The sequence below is a fragment of the Pseudomonas sp. BN515 genome, assembly GCF_029873155.1.
Classification (GTDB): Bacteria; Pseudomonadota; Gammaproteobacteria; order Pseudomonadales; family Pseudomonadaceae; genus Metapseudomonas.
In genome coordinates this window covers 131,304-147,239 of the sequence record NZ_SSOH01000029.1, presented here as the reverse complement: position 1 = coordinate 147,239, position 15,936 = coordinate 131,304, and the positions used below count along the sequence as shown (strand labels likewise).

General features: G+C 61.9%; 16 protein-coding genes. All 16 read right to left on the bottom strand.

Features of this window, described 5'->3' with window-relative positions:
- Nucleotides 1-14: 14 nt before the first annotated feature.
- Nucleotides 15-1,850, bottom strand: a complete 1,836-nt coding sequence (gene glmS / locus E8E91_RS08370; RefSeq protein WP_280375363.1) for a glutamine--fructose-6-phosphate transaminase (isomerizing) — start codon at nucleotides 1,848-1,850, stop codon at nucleotides 15-17.
- Nucleotides 1,851-1,865: 15 nt separating this feature from the next.
- Nucleotides 1,866-2,636 carry a DeoR family transcriptional regulator gene (locus E8E91_RS08365; RefSeq protein WP_280375362.1) on the bottom strand — a complete coding sequence of 257 codons (771 nt, stop codon included), beginning with the start codon at nucleotides 2,634-2,636 and terminating at the stop codon, nucleotides 1,866-1,868.
- A 140-nt stretch (nucleotides 2,637-2,776) separates the two neighbouring features.
- The gene (gene glmU, locus E8E91_RS08360) at nucleotides 2,777-4,141 is read right to left on the bottom strand and encodes a bifunctional UDP-N-acetylglucosamine diphosphorylase/glucosamine-1-phosphate N-acetyltransferase GlmU (RefSeq protein WP_280375361.1); all 1,365 of its coding nucleotides are present in this window, start codon (nucleotides 4,139-4,141) and stop codon (nucleotides 2,777-2,779) included.
- A gap of 107 nt (nucleotides 4,142-4,248) precedes the next feature.
- Nucleotides 4,249-4,674 (bottom strand): F0F1 ATP synthase subunit epsilon, encoded by a 426-nt coding sequence (locus E8E91_RS08355; protein WP_120653847.1) that lies wholly within the window; start codon nucleotides 4,672-4,674, stop codon nucleotides 4,249-4,251.
- A gap of 43 nt (nucleotides 4,675-4,717) precedes the next feature.
- Nucleotides 4,718-6,094 (bottom strand): F0F1 ATP synthase subunit beta, encoded by a 1,377-nt coding sequence (atpD, locus tag E8E91_RS08350; RefSeq protein WP_190829029.1) that lies wholly within the window; start codon nucleotides 6,092-6,094, stop codon nucleotides 4,718-4,720.
- A 30-nt stretch (nucleotides 6,095-6,124) separates the two neighbouring features.
- On the bottom strand, nucleotides 6,125-6,985 hold the full coding sequence (atpG, locus tag E8E91_RS08345) for a F0F1 ATP synthase subunit gamma (RefSeq protein WP_280363295.1): 861 nt from the start codon (nucleotides 6,983-6,985) through the stop codon (nucleotides 6,125-6,127).
- Between the two features lie 52 nt (nucleotides 6,986-7,037).
- Entirely contained in the window at nucleotides 7,038-8,582 is a 1,545-nt protein-coding gene (gene atpA, locus E8E91_RS08340; protein ID WP_280363297.1) for a F0F1 ATP synthase subunit alpha, read from the bottom strand.
- 21 nt (nucleotides 8,583-8,603) lie between these two features.
- Complete coding sequence (locus tag E8E91_RS08335) at nucleotides 8,604-9,140, bottom strand: F0F1 ATP synthase subunit delta (RefSeq protein ID WP_280363299.1); 537 nt, start codon at nucleotides 9,138-9,140, stop codon at nucleotides 8,604-8,606.
- Nucleotides 9,141-9,152: 12 nt separating this feature from the next.
- Entirely contained in the window at nucleotides 9,153-9,623 is a 471-nt protein-coding gene (locus E8E91_RS08330) for a F0F1 ATP synthase subunit B (protein ID WP_069086358.1), read from the bottom strand.
- Nucleotides 9,624-9,672: 49 nt separating this feature from the next.
- The gene (gene atpE, locus E8E91_RS08325) at nucleotides 9,673-9,930 is read right to left on the bottom strand and encodes a F0F1 ATP synthase subunit C (RefSeq protein WP_003457994.1); all 258 of its coding nucleotides are present in this window, start codon (nucleotides 9,928-9,930) and stop codon (nucleotides 9,673-9,675) included.
- Between the two features lie 181 nt (nucleotides 9,931-10,111).
- Nucleotides 10,112-10,981, bottom strand: coding sequence for a F0F1 ATP synthase subunit A (gene atpB, locus E8E91_RS08320; RefSeq protein WP_280363302.1), 870 nt, complete (start codon nucleotides 10,979-10,981; stop codon nucleotides 10,112-10,114).
- 16 nt (nucleotides 10,982-10,997) lie between these two features.
- Nucleotides 10,998-11,405: a F0F1 ATP synthase subunit I gene (locus E8E91_RS08315; protein ID WP_280375360.1), complete on the bottom strand. Its 408-nt coding sequence runs from the start codon at nucleotides 11,403-11,405 to the stop codon at nucleotides 10,998-11,000.
- 147 nt (nucleotides 11,406-11,552) lie between these two features.
- Nucleotides 11,553-12,425 carry a ParB/RepB/Spo0J family partition protein gene (locus tag E8E91_RS08310; RefSeq protein WP_280375359.1) on the bottom strand — a complete coding sequence of 291 codons (873 nt, stop codon included), beginning with the start codon at nucleotides 12,423-12,425 and terminating at the stop codon, nucleotides 11,553-11,555.
- A gap of 9 nt (nucleotides 12,426-12,434) precedes the next feature.
- Nucleotides 12,435-13,223, bottom strand: a complete 789-nt coding sequence (locus E8E91_RS08305; protein WP_280363308.1) for a ParA family protein — start codon at nucleotides 13,221-13,223, stop codon at nucleotides 12,435-12,437.
- A gap of 14 nt (nucleotides 13,224-13,237) precedes the next feature.
- Nucleotides 13,238-13,885, bottom strand: a complete 648-nt coding sequence (gene rsmG / locus E8E91_RS08300) for a 16S rRNA (guanine(527)-N(7))-methyltransferase RsmG (RefSeq protein ID WP_280375357.1) — start codon at nucleotides 13,883-13,885, stop codon at nucleotides 13,238-13,240.
- A complete protein-coding gene (gene mnmG, locus E8E91_RS08295) occupies nucleotides 13,885-15,777 on the bottom strand; it encodes a tRNA uridine-5-carboxymethylaminomethyl(34) synthesis enzyme MnmG (RefSeq protein WP_280375356.1) in 1,893 nt (630 codons plus the stop codon). The genes rsmG and mnmG overlap by 1 nt, the downstream gene beginning before the upstream one ends.
- Between the last annotated feature and the right edge of the window lie 159 nt (nucleotides 15,778-15,936).

Below are 15,936 nucleotides of genomic sequence, written 5' to 3'. Positions count from 1 at the left end.
AAGCAGGCTGCGGATTACTCCACGGTCACCGACTTGGCCAGGTTGCGCGGCTGGTCAACGTCGGTGCCCTTGAGCACGGCGACGTAGTAGGACAGAAGCTGCAGCGGGATGGTGTAGAGGATCGGCGCCAGCGCGTCGTCGATGTGCGGCATGGCCACGACATGGACGCCCTCGCCGTTGTCGATGCCGGCTTCGCGGTCGGCGAAGACGATCAGCTCGCCACCACGGGCACGCACTTCCTGCAGGTTGGACTTGAGCTTCTCTACCAGCTCGTTGTTCGGTGCCACGGTGACCACCGGCATGTCGCTGTCCACCAGGGCCAGCGGACCATGCTTGAGCTCGCCGGCCGGATAGGCCTCGGCGTGGATGTAGGAAATCTCCTTGAGCTTCAGCGAGCCTTCCATCGCCACCGGGTACTGGGCGCCACGGCCGAGGAACAGGGTGTGGTGCTTCTCGGCGAACAGCTCGGCCACCTTTTCCACGGTCTTGTCCATGGCCAGGGCTTCGCCCAGGCGGGTCGGCAGGCGACGCAGTTCTTCCACCAGGCCGGCTTCCACGCCCGCCTCGAGGGTGCCGCGTACCTGGCCGAGGGACAGGGTCAGCAGCATCAGGCCGACAAGCTGGGTGGTGAAGGCCTTGGTCGAGGCCACGCCGATTTCCGGACCGGCCTGAGTCAGTAAGGTGAGGTCGGATTCGCGCACCAGGGAGCTGGTGCCGACGTTGCAGATGGCCAGGCTGGTCAGGTAGCCCAGCTCCTTGGCATTGCGCAGGGCGGCCAGGGTGTCGGCGGTTTCACCGGACTGGGAAATGGTGACGAACAGGGTGTCCGGCTGCACCACTACCTTGCGGTAACGGAATTCGCTGGCCACTTCGATCTGGCAGGGGATGCCGGCCAGGCCTTCGAGCCAATAACGGGCAACCATACCGGCGTGATAGCTGGTGCCACAGGCAACGATCTGCACATTGCGCACTTTGGCGAACAGCTCGGCGGCACGCGGGCCGAAGGCGTTGACCAGGACGTGGTCGGTGCCCAGACGGCCTTCCATGGTGCGCTGCACGACCTTGGGTTGCTCGTGGATTTCCTTGAGCATGAAGTGGCGGTACTCGCCCTTGTCGGCGGCTTCGGCACCATCGTGGTACTGCACCTGCTCGCGCTGCACGGCGTGACCCTGCTCGTCCCAAATTTGCAGGCTGTCACGGCGGATCTCGGCGATATCCCCTTCTTCCAGGTAGATGAAACGGTCGGTGACCTGGCGCAGGGCCAACTGGTCGGAGGCGAGGAAGTTCTCGCCCAGGCCCAGGCCGATCACCAGCGGGCTGCCGCTGCGGGCGGCGAGCAGGCGGTCCGGCTGGCTGGCGCTGATCACCGCCAGGCCATAGGCGCCATGCAGTTCGGGCACGGCAGCCTTGAGGGCGTCGGCAAGGTCAGGGATGGTCTTCAGCTTGTGATGCAGCAGGTGGACGATGACTTCGGTGTCGGTGTCCGAGGTGAAGACATAGCCCAGGGCCTTGAGCTGTTCGCGCAGGGCTTCGTAGTTCTCGATGATGCCGTTGTGGACAACTGCCAGCTGTTCGCCGGAGAAGTGCGGGTGGGCATTACGCTCGCTGGGGGCACCGTGGGTGGCCCAGCGGGTGTGGGCGATGCCCAGACGACCGAGCAGAGGCTGCTCGGCCAGGGCCTGCTCCAGCTCGGCGACCTTGCCGACGCGACGGCGGCGGTCCAGCGTGCCGTCATTGGTGAAGACGGCCACACCAGCGCTGTCATAGCCGCGGTATTCGAGGCGCTTCAGGCCCTCGACCAGGATGGGGGTGATGTTGCGCTCGGCGATGGCGCCAACGATGCCACACATGGCTCTTCTCCTATTTCAATCTATGCGCGCGCAGATCAGCTTGATCCCGCGCGCGGCTATCTGTTCGCGCGCTTCGGCAGAAAGGCGCTCATCGGTAATCAGGGTGTGGATGTTGCTCCAGGGCAGCTCCAGGTTGGGAATGCGCCGGCCGACCTTGTCGGACTCGGCCATGACGATCACTTCGCGAGCCACTTCGGCCATGACGCGCGAGAGGCCCAGCAGTTCGTTGAAGGTGGTGGTGCCGCGCTGCAGGTCGATGCCATCGGCGCCGATGAACAGCTGGTCGAAGTCGTAGGAACGCAGGACCTGCTCGGCCACCTGGCCCTGGAAGGATTCGGAGTGCGGGTCCCAGGTGCCACCAGTCATCAGCAGCACGGGCTCGTGCTCCACCTCGCGCAGGGCGTTGGCGACATTGAGGGAGTTGGTCATCACCACGAGGCCAGGCTTGTGCCCGAGTTCCGGGATCATCGCCGCAGTGGTGCTGCCGCTGTCGATGATGATGCGCGCGTGCTCACGGATGCAGCCGACGGCGGCGCGGGCGATGGCCAGCTTGTAGGACGAGACCGGCTGGGCGCCCTCACCGATCAGCTCCTGGGGCATCGGTACGGCCCCGCCGTAACGACGCAACAGCAGGCCGTTCTTCTCCAGGGCGGTGAGGTCCTTGCGGATGGTCACCTCGGAGGTGGAAAAGGCCTTGGCCAGTTCATCGACACTCACCTCGCCCTGCTCGTCGAGCAGAGCAAGGATGGCGTGACGGCGCTGCGGTGTGTTGCGTTTGGTCATCACCGAAAGTTTCGTTTCGAAAGATAATGGCGCGAATCAAAACCTAAGATGCTTCTCGCGTCAATCCCGAAAACGACAAAAGGCGGCCTGAGCCGCCTTTTGCATGGGCTGCGAGTTATCCACAGCCCAGGTTTTCCACAACCTTACTTCTTGATTTTCACCGGGCGCTTCCAGCCTTCGATGTTGCGCTGCTTGGCACGGCCTACGGCCAGGGTGTCGGCTGGCACGTCCTGGGTGATGGTGGATCCGGCACCCGTGGTAACGCCGTCGCCCAGAGTGACCGGAGCCACCAGGGAGCTGTTGGAGCCTATGAACACGTCCTCGCCCATGACGGTGCGGAACTTGTTAGCGCCGTCGTAGTTGCAGGTGATGGTGCCGGCGCCGATGTTGGTGCGCGCACCGATTTCGGCATCGCCCAGGTACGACAGGTGGCCGGCCTTGGCGCCCTCGCCCATCACGGCGTTCTTCAATTCGACGAAGTTACCCACATGGGCCTTGGCGCCCAATACGGTGCCCGGACGCAGACGTGCAAACGGACCGCAATCAGAGCCCTCGCCCAGCTCGGCACCTTCCAGGTGGCTGTTGGCCTTGACCACGGCGCCGCGGCGCAGGGTGCTGTTCTTGATGACGCAGTTCGGGCCGACCTGCACACCATCCTCGATCACGACCTTGCCTTCGAGAATGACGTTGACGTCGATCAGCACATCGCGACCGACGCTGGCTTCGCCACGCAGGTCGAAGCGGGCGGGGTCCAGCAGGGTCACGCCCTGGGCCATAAGGCGCCGGGCAGCGCGCTTCTGGTAGTGGCGCTCGAGGTCGGCGAGCTGGATGCGGTCGTTGGCGCCCTGCACTTCCATGGCGTCATGGGGGTGTTCGGTGGCCACCACCAGACCGTCGGCCACGGCCATGGCAATGACGTCGGTGAGGTAGTACTCGCCCTGGGCGTTGTTGTTGGACAGGCGGCCCAGCCAGTCGGCCAGGCGCTTGCCGGGCACCGCGAGGATGCCGGTGTTGCCTTCACGAATGGCGCGCTGTTCGGGTGTCGCGTCCTTGTGCTCGACGATGGCCTTCACCACGCCAGCGGCATCACGGACGATGCGGCCGTAGCCGGTGGGGTCATCCAGTTCGACGGTGAGCAGGGCGAGCTGGTCGTCCTTCACCTTCTCCAGCAGGCGCTGAAGGGTCTCCACTTCGATCAGCGGCACGTCGCCGTAGAGGATCAGCACGCGCTCGGCAGTCAGCTGTGGCAGAGCCTGGGCGACGGCATGGCCAGTGCCCAGCTGTTCGGCCTGAAGGACGAAATTCAGGTCATCGGCAGCCAGGCGCTCGCGTACGGTCTCGGCGCCATGGCCGATCACCACGTGGATGCCCTTGGGCTCGAGTTTGCGGGCCGAGTCGATGACGTGGCCGAGCATGGCCTTGCCGGCCACCGGATGCAGGACCTTGGGCAGGGCCGAACGCATACGCGTGCCCTGGCCAGCGGCGAGGATGACGATATCGAGAGACATGGAGGGGATCACCGAATCAGGCTGGTAAGCGAAAACCGGAATGCCGGAAAAGAAAAAGGGTAGCCAAGGCTACCCTTTAACTTGTCTGCAATGAAGCCTGGAAGCTCTTAGCCGCCGAACTTCTTGCGGATCTGCTGGACGGTACGCAGCTGGGCCGCGGCCTCGGCCAGACGAGCAGAAGCGGCAGAGTAATCGAACTCCGCGCCCTTCTCGTGCAGGGCCTTCTCAGCAGCCTTGAGGGACTCCTGAGCAGCAGCTTCGTCCAGGTCGCCGGCGCGCAGCACGGTGTCGGCAAGGACCTTCACCATGTTCGGCTGGACTTCGAGGAAACCGCCGGAGATGTAGTACACCTCCTCCTCACCACCCTGTTTGACCAGGCGGATCGGACCCGGCTTGAGGTCGGTGATCAGCGGGGCGTGACCCGGAGCGATACCCAGATCGCCCAGGTGGCCGTGCGCAATCACCATCTCCACCAGACCGGAGAAGATCTCCGCTTCGGCGCTGACGATATCGCAATGGACAGTAATAGCCATACGCTTGCCTCACGTAAGCGCCCGTTGCCGGGCGCTCAGGGGGTTACAGTTTCTTCGCTTTCTCGATGGCTTCTTCGATGCCGCCGACCATGTAGAACGCCTGCTCGGGCAGGTGGTCGTAGTCACCGTTGAGGATGCCTTTGAAGCCAGCGATGGTGTCCTTCAGCGACACGTACTTACCCGGGGAACCGGTGAAGACTTCGGCCACGAAGAACGGCTGGGACAGGAAGCGCTGGATCTTACGAGCACGGTTAACGAGCTGCTTGTCCGCTTCGGACAGTTCGTCCATACCCAGGATCGCGATGATGTCCTTCAGTTCCTTGTAACGCTGCAGAACGTACTGGACGCCACGAGCGGTCTCGTAGTGGTCCTGACCGATCACCAGCGGGTCCAGCTGCCGGGAGGTCGAGTCCAGCGGGTCAACGGCCGGGTAGATACCCAGGGACGCGATGTCACGGGACAGTACGACGGTGGCGTCCAGGTGGGCGAAGGTGGTCGCCGGGGACGGGTCGGTCAGGTCGTCCGCAGGAACGTATACGGCCTGGATGGAGGTGATCGAACCGGTCTTGGTGGAGGTGATGCGCTCTTGCAGAACGCCCATTTCCTCGGCCAGGGTCGGCTGGTAACCCACAGCGGACGGCATACGACCCAGCAGCGCGGACACTTCGGTACCGGCCAGGGTGTAACGGTAGATGTTGTCGACGAACAGCAGAACGTCGCGGCCTTCGTCACGGAACTTCTCGGCCATGGTCAGGCCGGTCAGTGCAACGCGCAGACGGTTGCCCGGCGGCTCGTTCATCTGGCCGTATACCAGGGCCACTTTGTCCAGAACGTTGGAATCCTTCATCTCGTGGTAGAAGTCGTTACCCTCACGAGTACGCTCACCCACGCCGGCGAACACAGAGTAACCGCTGTGCTCGATCGCGATGTTACGGATCAGTTCCATCATGTTTACGGTCTTGCCTACACCGGCGCCACCGAACAGGCCGACCTTACCGCCTTTGGCGAAGGGGCAGACCAGGTCGATTACCTTGATGCCGGTTTCCAGCAGCTCGTTGCCACCCGCCTGCTCGGCGTAGGACGGAGCATCGCGGTGGATAACCCAACGCTCTTCTTCGCCGATGGGACCAGCTTCGTCGATGGGGTTGCCCAGCACGTCCATGATGCGGCCCAGGGTCGCTTTACCGACCGGGACGGCGATGGCTTTGCCAGTGTTGGATACGTCCAGGCCACGCTTGAGGCCTTCGGTCGAACCCATTGCGATGGAACGAACCACGCCGTCGCCCAGCTGCTGCTGAACTTCCAGGGTGGTTTCGACGCCGCTGACTTTCAGCGCGTCGTATACGTTCGGCACCTGATCACGCGGGAATTCCACGTCGATAACGGCGCCGATGATTTGAACGATACGTCCGCTACTCATATCTGGTTCCTCTAAATATATGAACCGGTCTTAAACCGCGGCAGCGCCGCCGACGATTTCCGAAATCTCTTGAGTGATCGCTGCCTGACGCGCCTTGTTGTAGATCAGCTGGAGGCTGCTGATCAGATCACCGGCGTTGTCGGTGGCGTTCTTCATCGCGATCATCCGTGCCGCCTGCTCGCAAGCGTTGTTTTCAACCACGGACTGATACACCTGGGATTCCACGTAGCGCACCAGCAGACCCTCGAGGATCTCCTTGGCATCAGGCTCGTAGAGGTAGTCCCAGTGGTGCTTCAACTCTTGATCGGCGTCGGCCACCAGCGGAACCAGTTGGTCCACGGTCGGCTTCTGCGTCATGGTGTTGACGAACTTGTTGGAAACCACGAACAGGCGGTCGATACGGCCGTCCAGGTATGCGTCGAGCATGACCTTGACGCTGCCGATCAGGTCGTTGATCGAAGGCTCCTCGCCGATGTGGCTGATAGCTGCCACGACGTTGCCGCCGTAGTTGCGGAAGAAGGCCGCACCCTTGCTACCAATCACGCAGAGGTCGATCTCCACGCCTTGTTCACGGTAACCCGCCATGTCCTTGACCAGGGTCTTGAACAGGTTGATGTTCAAGCCGCCACACAGACCACGGTCGCTGCTCACCACGACGTAACCGACGCGCTTGACTTCACGGTCGATCATGAACGGGTGGCGGTATTCCGGGTTCGCGTTGGCCAAATGACCGATCACCTGGCGGATGCGCTCCGCGTAGGGGCGGCTGGCAGCCATACGCAGTTGTGCCCTGCGCATCTTGCTGACCGCCACCTTTTCCATGGCGCTGGTGATCTTCTGCGTGCTTTTGATGCTCGCAATCTTGCTGCGAATCTCTTTTGCGCCTGCCATGTAACACCTATCGGGTTAGCAGGCGGGGGGCCTTTCGACCCCCCGCTGCGGCTTACCAGGTTTGGGTGGCCTTGAACTTCTCGATACCAGCCTTGATGCCGGCGTCGATTTCGTCGTTGAAGTCACCCTTCACGTTGATCTTGGCCATCAGTTCGGCGTGATCACGGTTGAAGTAGGCGATCAGGGCTTGTTCGAAGGCGCCGATCTTGGACAGTTCGATGTCCTGCAGGAAGCCACGCTCGGCGGCATACAGGCTCAGCGACATGTCGGCGATGGACATGGGCGCATACTGCTTCTGCTTCATCAGCTCGGTAACGCGCTGACCGTGTTCCAGCTGCTTACGGGTAGCCTCGTCCAGGTCGGAAGCGAACTGCGCGAACGCAGCCAGTTCACGGTACTGGGCCAGGGCGGTACGGATACCACCGGACAGCTTCTTGATGATCTTGGTCTGGGCCGCGCCACCAACACGGGATACCGAGATACCGGCGTTAACGGCCGGACGGATACCCGAGTTGAACAGGGCGGATTCCAGGAAGATCTGACCGTCGGTGATGGAGATCACGTTGGTCGGAACGAACGCGGAAACGTCACCAGCCTGGGTTTCGATGATCGGCAGGGCGGTCAGGGAACCGGTCTTGCCTTTCACGGCGCCGTTGGTGAACTTCTCTACGTACTCTTCGGAAACGCGGGAAGCGCGCTCCAGCAGACGGCTGTGGAGATAGAACACGTCGCCCGGGTAGGCTTCACGGCCCGGCGGGCGGCGCAGCAGCAGGGAGATCTGGCGGTAGGCTACGGCCTGCTTGGACAGGTCATCGTAAATGATCAGGGCGTCTTCACCGCGGTCGCGGAAGTATTCACCCATGGTGCAGCCAGAATACGGAGCGATGTACTGCAGGGCAGGAGACTCGGAAGCACTGGCGGCCACGATGATGGTGTTGGCCAGGGCGCCGTTCTCTTCCAGCTTGCGAACTACGTTGGCGATGGTCGATTGCTTTTGACCGATGGCTACGTAGACGCAGCGGATGCCGCTGTCTTTCTGGTTGATGATGGCGTCGACGGCCAGGGCAGTCTTACCGATCTGACGGTCGCCGATGATCAGCTCACGCTGGCCACGGCCGATCGGGATCATGGCGTCAACGGCCTTGTAACCAGTCTGTACCGGCTGGTCTACCGACTTACGCCAGATCACGCCCGGCGCTACTTTTTCCACCGCATCGGTGGCAGCAGCGTTGATCGGACCTTTGCCGTCGATCGGGTTGCCGAGGGCGTCAACGACGCGACCCAGCAGTTCCGGACCAACCGGTACTTCCAGGATGCGGCCGGTGCACTTGGCGCTCATACCTTCGGCCAGGCCGAGGTATTTGCCCAGGATTACGGCACCAACGGAGTCTTGCTCCAGGTTCAGCGCCATACCGTAGATGCCGCCCGGGAACTCGATCATTTCACCGTACATCACGTCGGCCAGGCCGTAGATGCGCACGATGCCGTCGGAAACGGAGACGATGGTGCCTTCGTTGCGGGCTTGGGAAGAGACGTCGAGTTTCTCGATACGTCCCTTGATGATTTCACTAATTTCGGAAGGATTGAGTTGCTGCATTGCTCTGCTGCCCCTTCAAACTCAAGATTTCAACGCTTCGGCCAGTTTCGCGATCTTGCCGCGAACCGAGCCATCGATAACCAGGTCGCCGGCGCGGATGACTACACCACCAATGAGGCTGGAGTCTTCCACGGCGTGCAGACGCACTTCCCGGCTGAGCCGTGCGCTGAGAACCTTGGCGAGTTTGTCTTGCTGTTCATCGCTCAATGCGAAGGCACTGGTGACTTCCACATCTACCGATTTCTCTTGTTCGGCCTTGTACAGCTCGAACTGCTCGGCAATTTCCGGCAGCAGCACGAGGCGGCCGTTCTCGGAAACAACGTGGATGAAGTTCTGTGCCTGGGCGTCGAACTTGTCGCCAACCACCTCGACAAAGGCGGTGGCTTTCTCTGCGCTCGTCAGACGCGGGGCTTTGAGCACGCGCTGCATGGTGTCGTCCTGCGACACCGCAGCGGCCAGGCCTAGCATGGCCGACCAAGCGGCCAGCTGCTGATGGGCCTGGGCGTACTCGAAAGCAGCCTTGGCGTAAGGTCGGGCCAGCGTGGTCAGTTCTGCCATGATCGCCCTCGCTTAAATTTCGGCTGCCAGTTTGTTAACCAGCTCCGCGTGCGCGTTTTGATCGATAGTGGCACCCAGGATCTTCTCGGCACCATTGACCGCCAGGCTACCCAGCTGGGCGCGCAGCGCGTCTTTGACGCTGTTCAGTTCCTGTTCGATCTCAGCCTGAGCTTGCGCCTTCAGGCGCTCGCCTTCAGCACGTGCCTGATCGCGAGCTTCGTCGACGATCTGGGTAGCGCGCTTTTTGGCTTGCTCAATGATTTCTGCCGCTTGACCTTTGGCTTCGCGCAGTTGCTGACCCACTTTTTCATGGGCCAGCTCCAGGTCACGAGCCGCACGGTTGGCAGCGTCCAGGCCATCAGCGATCTTCTTCTGACGTTCACGCAGAGCAGTGATGACCGGTGGCCACACGAACTTCATGCAGAACAGTACGAAGATGAAGAACGCAACGGACTGGCCGATCAGGGTTGCATTAATGTTCACGCCAACACCTCGCTCGTTCGTTGTCAGTCGAATCCTCGAAAATCGAGGATTACTGGGCTACCTGAGCAATGAACGGGTTAGCGAAGGTGAAGAACAGGGCGATACCAACGCCGATCATGGTTACGGCGTCGAGCAGACCGGCCACGATGAACATTTTAACTTGCAGCATCGGAACCATTTCCGGCTGGCGAGCAGCGCCTTCCAGGAACTTGCCACCCAGCAGACCGAAGCCAATGGCGGTACCCAGGGCACCCAGACCAATCAGCAGAGCTACGGCGATCGCGGTCAGACCTACTACAGTTTCCATTTTTCCTCCCGACTTTATGTCGTGTTGGTTAAGGTTTAAGTGAAGCGGTAAAGCGAAATCGTTGTTTCCCACTGCCCTTGCGGGCTTTCCGGCCCAGAGCCGGAACCATCTCAAACTGACTGTGCACCCTCTCGGCCTTTCTCTCTTCTCGGGAGAAGGTCAGCGGGTGCGCAGCGCGTTATTAATGGTTGTCCTCATGCGCCATCGACAGATAGACGATGGTCAGCATCATGAAGATGAAGGCCTGCAGGGTGATGATCAGGATGTGGAACACGGCCCACGCCCACTGCAGTGCGATACCCAGGCCGCTCAGCAGCAGGATGCCGGCGCCGAACATCACGGCGATCAGGATGAACACCAGCTCGCCGGCGTACATGTTGCCGAACAGACGCAGTGCCAGGGAGATCGGCTTGGCGATCAGGGTGACGAATTCGAGCAGGAAGTTGACCGGAATCAGCAGGATCTGAACCAGCATGTTCTTGCTGCTGAAGGGGTGCAGGGTCAGTTCGCCGAGGAAGCCGCCGATGCCCTTGACCTTGATGCTGTAGAAGATGATCAGGCCGAAGACCGAGAAGGCCATGCCGAGGGTGGCATTCGGGTCGGTGGTCGGAACGGCGCGGAAGAACAGGTGCTCGTTGCCGGTGATAGTGGCAGCCAGCATCGGGATCCAGTCGACCGGGATCAGGTCGATGGCGTTCATCAGGAAGATCCAGACGAAGATGGTCAGCGCCAGCGGAGCGATCAGCGGGTTGCGGCCGTGGAAGGTGTCTTTCACGTTGCTGTCGACGAAGTCGACCATCACTTCGACCAGGTTCTGCAGGCCGCCGGGAATGCCGGAAGTAGCTTTCTTGGCTGCCATGCGGAAGAGGAGAACGAAGAGCAGACCCAGGCCAATGGACCAGCCCAGGGTGTCGACGTGGAAGGCCCAGAAGCCCATTTCCTTGGCTTGCTCGGCGCTGTGGGCGAAGCCCCAATCGCCATTGGGCAGACGACCGAAGGTCAGGTTCTGCAGGTGGTGCTGGATATAGCCCGAAGCGGTTTGCTCTGCCATGTTTGCCTCAAACGCCCTAAGGTTTCGAAAATCTTGTTCTCATCAGCAGGGGCGCGAACCAGTTGACCGACTGGGTCAGCAGGAAAACACCGAAAACTGCCGGCGCATCCAGAGGTTTCACACCTGCAAACGTCAGTGCGAACAGCACTGCCGTCAGAATCAACTTGCCCATCTCGCCCGCATAGAAAGAGCGGACTATCGCCTGGGCTGCACGGGCTCCACTGTAGCGGAACGCCTTGCGGGCGAAATACAGGTTCGGCACCCAGGCGATAAGCCCGCCGCACAAGCCAGAGTATCCAGCCACCGTGCCACGCCACTGCCAGAGAACGACAGCGGCGAGCAGCAGGACGACCAGTTGGACCAGCAGCACCGGAAAGACCGGTTGGCGATGGAAGGGCAGGCGGTTTGGCGTGCGGATATCCATCGCAGCAGTTCCTCTGGCGTCGGCCGCTGAATTCAACGACTTGGCATACTTTGTGCCGACAAAATTGCGCGCAGAGTATAGGGGGGGAACCCCCCCTGTTCAACTGCCGGGTAGTGAAATCCGACCGCCGCTACAGCGCCAAGTGTTTCAGCGGATGTGGGCCAGGACGCCCTGCAATTCGTCGAGGGAGTTGTAGCGGATGACCAGTTGGCCTTTGCCTTTCTGGCCGTGCTTGATCTGCACCGGAGCGCCCAGCCGCTCAGCCAGGCGCTGTTCGAGGCGGCTGATGTCCGGATCGGCCTTGACCGGTTCGACAGCTTTTTCCTTGCTGTTCAACCAGTGCCGTACCAGTGCCTCGGTTTGGCGCACGGTGAGGCCTCGTGCGACAACATGTCGCGCCCCTTCCACCTGCCGTTCCAGGGGCAGACCGAGCAGGGCACGGGCGTGTCCCATTTCCAGATCACCGTGGGAAAGCAGGGTCTTGATCTCTTCCGGCAGGCCGATCAGGCGCAGCAGGTTGGTGATGGTGACGCGCGACTTGCCGACCGCTTCCGCCACCTGCTGCTGGGTGAGCTGGAATTCCTGCTGCAGACGCTGCAGGGCGATGGCTTCCTCGATGGGATTGAGATCCTCGCGCTGAATGTTTTCGATCAGCGCCATGGCGATGGCGGCTTCATCCGGCACTTCGCGGACCAAGGCCGGGATCTTTTCCAGTCCGGCCTGGTGGCTGGCGCGCCAGCGGCGTTCACCGGCGATGATCTCGTAGCGGCCCGCACCAATCGGGCGCACCACGATGGGCTGCATCACACCCTGGGCCCTGATGGACTGGGCCAGTTCTTCCAGGGCGGTGGGGTCCATGTCGCGGCGGGGCTGGTACTTGCCACGCTGGATCAGTTCCAGGGGCAGGTGCTGCAACTCGCGGCTGTCGATCTGGACGGCTTCTTCTTCGAGTTTGGTGACGGTGCTGCCGCCCAGCAGGGCGTCCAAGCCACGACCCAGACCTCGTTTTTTCGCGGCCATGCGGATTCCTTATGCGGTAGCGGTTTTGGCTTTGGCGCGCTGGCGGCGAACCAGTTCACCTGCCAGCGCCAGATAGGCGACGGCGCCACGGGATTGCTTGTCGTAGACCAACGCAGGCATGCCAAAGCTCGGTGCTTCCGCCAGGCGGACGTTGCGCGGAATCACGGCGTCGTAGAGCTGGTCGCCGAAATGCTCCTTGAGCTGGGCCGAGACTTCGTTGGTCAGGCTGATGCGCGGGTCGTACATGGTGCGCAACAGGCCTTCGATCTTCAGGCTCGGATTCAGCAGCTGTCCGATGCGCTGGATGCTGTTGACCAGGTCCGACAAGCCTTCGAGTGCGTAGTACTCGCACTGCATGGGAATGATCACGCCATCGGACGCCGCCAGGGCGTTGATGGTGAGCATCGACAGCGAGGGTGGGCAGTCGATGAGGATGTAGTCGTAGTTCTCGCGGATCGGCGCCAGGGCCTCGCGCAGGCGATGCTCCTTGTTCGGCACGTTGAGCAGGGCCACTTCCGCCGCGGTGAGGTCGCGGTTGGCGGGCAGCAACTGGTAGCCGCCGTGCTCGGAGAACTGCATGGCGGTCGCCAGATCGCACTCTCCTGTCAGCACGTCGTAGATGGAGTGCTCCAGTGCGAGTTTGTCGATGCCGCTCCCCATGGTGGCGTTGCCCTGGGGATCGAGGTCGATCAGCAGCACGCGTCTCTTGGTGGCGACCAGCGACGCGGCGAGGTTTACACAGGTGGTGGTCTTGCCGACCCCGCCCTTCTGATTGGCAATTGCGAATACCTTGCCCATGGCTGCCTTCCCCCTCATAGCATGCGGCGCAGTATCAGCAGATGGCGCTGACCTTGGCAACCGGGAACCTCCAGCTGATGCGCGGACTCGACGCGGAAGTCCGCCGGCAGTGCCTGGAGCTCGTCATCCGGGTGCAATCCCTTCATCGCCAGCCAGCGTGTTTCGCCATCACCGAGATGGCGGGTCCAGTTGCTGAAGTCCTCCAGCGAACTGAACGCGCGGGAGACGATGCCACTGAATGGCTGTGCGGGCGTGAATGCTTCGACGCGGTTGTGGACAACTTCGAGGTTGTCGAGTTTCAGCTCCAGCTTCACCTGGGTGAGGAAGCGGGTCTTCTTGCCATTGGAGTCGAGCAAGGTGAAGCGCCGCTCGGGGAACAGGATGGCCAGCGGAATGCCGGGCATGCCGCCGCCGCTGCCGACGTCGAGCCAGTTATCCCCACGCGCGCCGACAAAGGGCACGACGCTGAGGCTGTCGAGCAGGTGACGCGAGACCATTTCATCCGGATTGCGTACGGCAGTCAGGTTGTAGGCCTTGTTCCACTTGATCAGCAGGGCCAGGTAAGCAAGGAGCCGTTCCTGGGTCTCCGGCGTGAGTTCGACAGCAAGTTGCTTTGCGCCACGGGACAGTTCGTCTGCGTGGCGCGGGGTAACCAGGGACATCAGGCGCTTTGCTCCAGCTGACGGCCAGCGCCGCGTTTCTTCAGGTGAATCAGCAACAGGGAAATGGCTGCCGGGGTAACGCCAGGGATACGACCCGCCTGGCCCAGGGTTTCCGGACGGGAGTTGCCCAGCTTGTGCTGGATCTCCTTGGACAGGCCGGAGATGGTGGCGTAGTCCAGATCCGCCGGCAGGCGAATGTCTTCACTGGCACGCAGACGGGCGATTTCGTCCTGCTGGCGGTCGATGTAGCCGGCGTACTTGGTCTTGATCTCGACCTGCTCGGCGACTTGGGGGTCTTCGGCGCCGCCGCCGGTGAGTTCCACCAGGCCGGCGTAATCGATTTCCGGGCGGCTAAGCAGATTGAGCAGGTTGTACTCATGGGCCAGCGGCGTGCCGAATCGTTGGGCGATGGCATCGCCTTCCGGCGTTCCGGGACGGACCCAGGTGCTCTTCAGACGCTGCTCTTCGAGGGTGATGCCCTCGCGCTTGGCTTCGAAGGCGGCCCAACGCTTGTCGTCCACCAGGCCGAGCTCGCGGCCCTTTTCGGTAAGGCGCAGATCGGCGTTGTCCTCGCGCAGGATCAGCCGGTACTCGGCGCGCGAGGTGAACATGCGGTAAGGCTCCTGAGTACCCAGGGTGATCAGGTCGTCCACCAGCACGCCGATGTAGGCCTCGTCGCGACGCGGGCACCAGGCTTCCTTGCCCTGGGCGCGCAAGGCGGCATTGGCGCCGGCGAGCAGGCCCTGGGCACCGGCTTCTTCGTAGCCGGTGGTGCCGTTGATCTGGCCCGCGAAGAACAGCCCGGAGATGACCTTGGTTTCCAGGCTGTATTTCAGATCTCGCGGATCGAAGTAGTCGTACTCGATGGCGTAGCCCGGACGAACGATATGGGCGTTCTCCATGCCACGGATGGAGCGCACGATTTCCAGCTGCACGTCGAATGGCAGCGAGGTGGAGATGCCGTTGGGATACAGCTCGTTGGTGGTCAGGCCTTCCGGCTCGAGGAACACCTGGTGGCTGTCCTTGTCGGCGAAGCGGTGGATCTTGTCTTCAATGGACGGGCAGTAGCGCGGGCCGATGCCTTCGATCACGCCCGAGTACATCGGCGAGCGATCGAGGTTGCTGGCGATGATCTCGTGGGTACGTGCGTTGGTATGGGTGATCCAGCAGCTGACCTGGCGCGGGTGTTGTTCCTTGGAGCCAAGGAAGGACATCACCGGAATCGGCGTGTCGCCAGGCTGCTCGGTCATCACCGAGAAATCCACGGAACGGCCATCGATACGCGGCGGCGTGCCGGTCTTCAGGCGACCGACGCGCAGCGGCAGTTCACGCAGACGGTGGGCCAGTGCGATGGACGGCGGATCACCGGCACGGCCACCGGAATAGTTCTGCAGACCGATGTGGATAAGTCCGCCAAGGAAGGTACCTGTGGTGAGCACCACGGATTCCGCGAGGAAGCGCAGTCCCATCTGAGTCACTACGCCCTTGACCTGGTCGTTCTCGACGATCAGGTCATCGCAGGCCTGCTGGAATATCCACAGGTTCGGTTGGTTCTCGAGGATTTCGCGAATCGCCGCCTTATAGAGCACGCGATCGGCCTGGGCGCGAGTGGCGCGTACGGCCGGACCCTTGCGGCTGTTCAGTACACGGAACTGGATGCCGCCCAAGTCGGTGGCGGTCGCCATGGCGCCGCCCAGGGCATCGATTTCCTTGACCAGGTGGCTCTTGCCGATACCGCCAATGGCCGGGTTGCAGCTCATCTGGCCGAGGGTTTCCACATTGTGGGTCAGCAGCAAGGTCTTCACGCCCATGCGTGCAGCCGCCAGAGCGGCCTCGGTGCCGGCATGGCCGCCGCCGATCACGATCACGTCAAAACGGGAAGGGAAATCCACCACGCACCTCGTGCCTGTTCAAGGCTGGGAAATAGAGAAAGCCGCACAGTATAGGGGAATTTCACCATCGGCATGAAGCCGTCTGGACAAAAAATAGCCAACCCTTCCGATCAGTGCTTTTCCCTGAAAGTTATCCAGATGGGGAAAAATGGTTGTGGG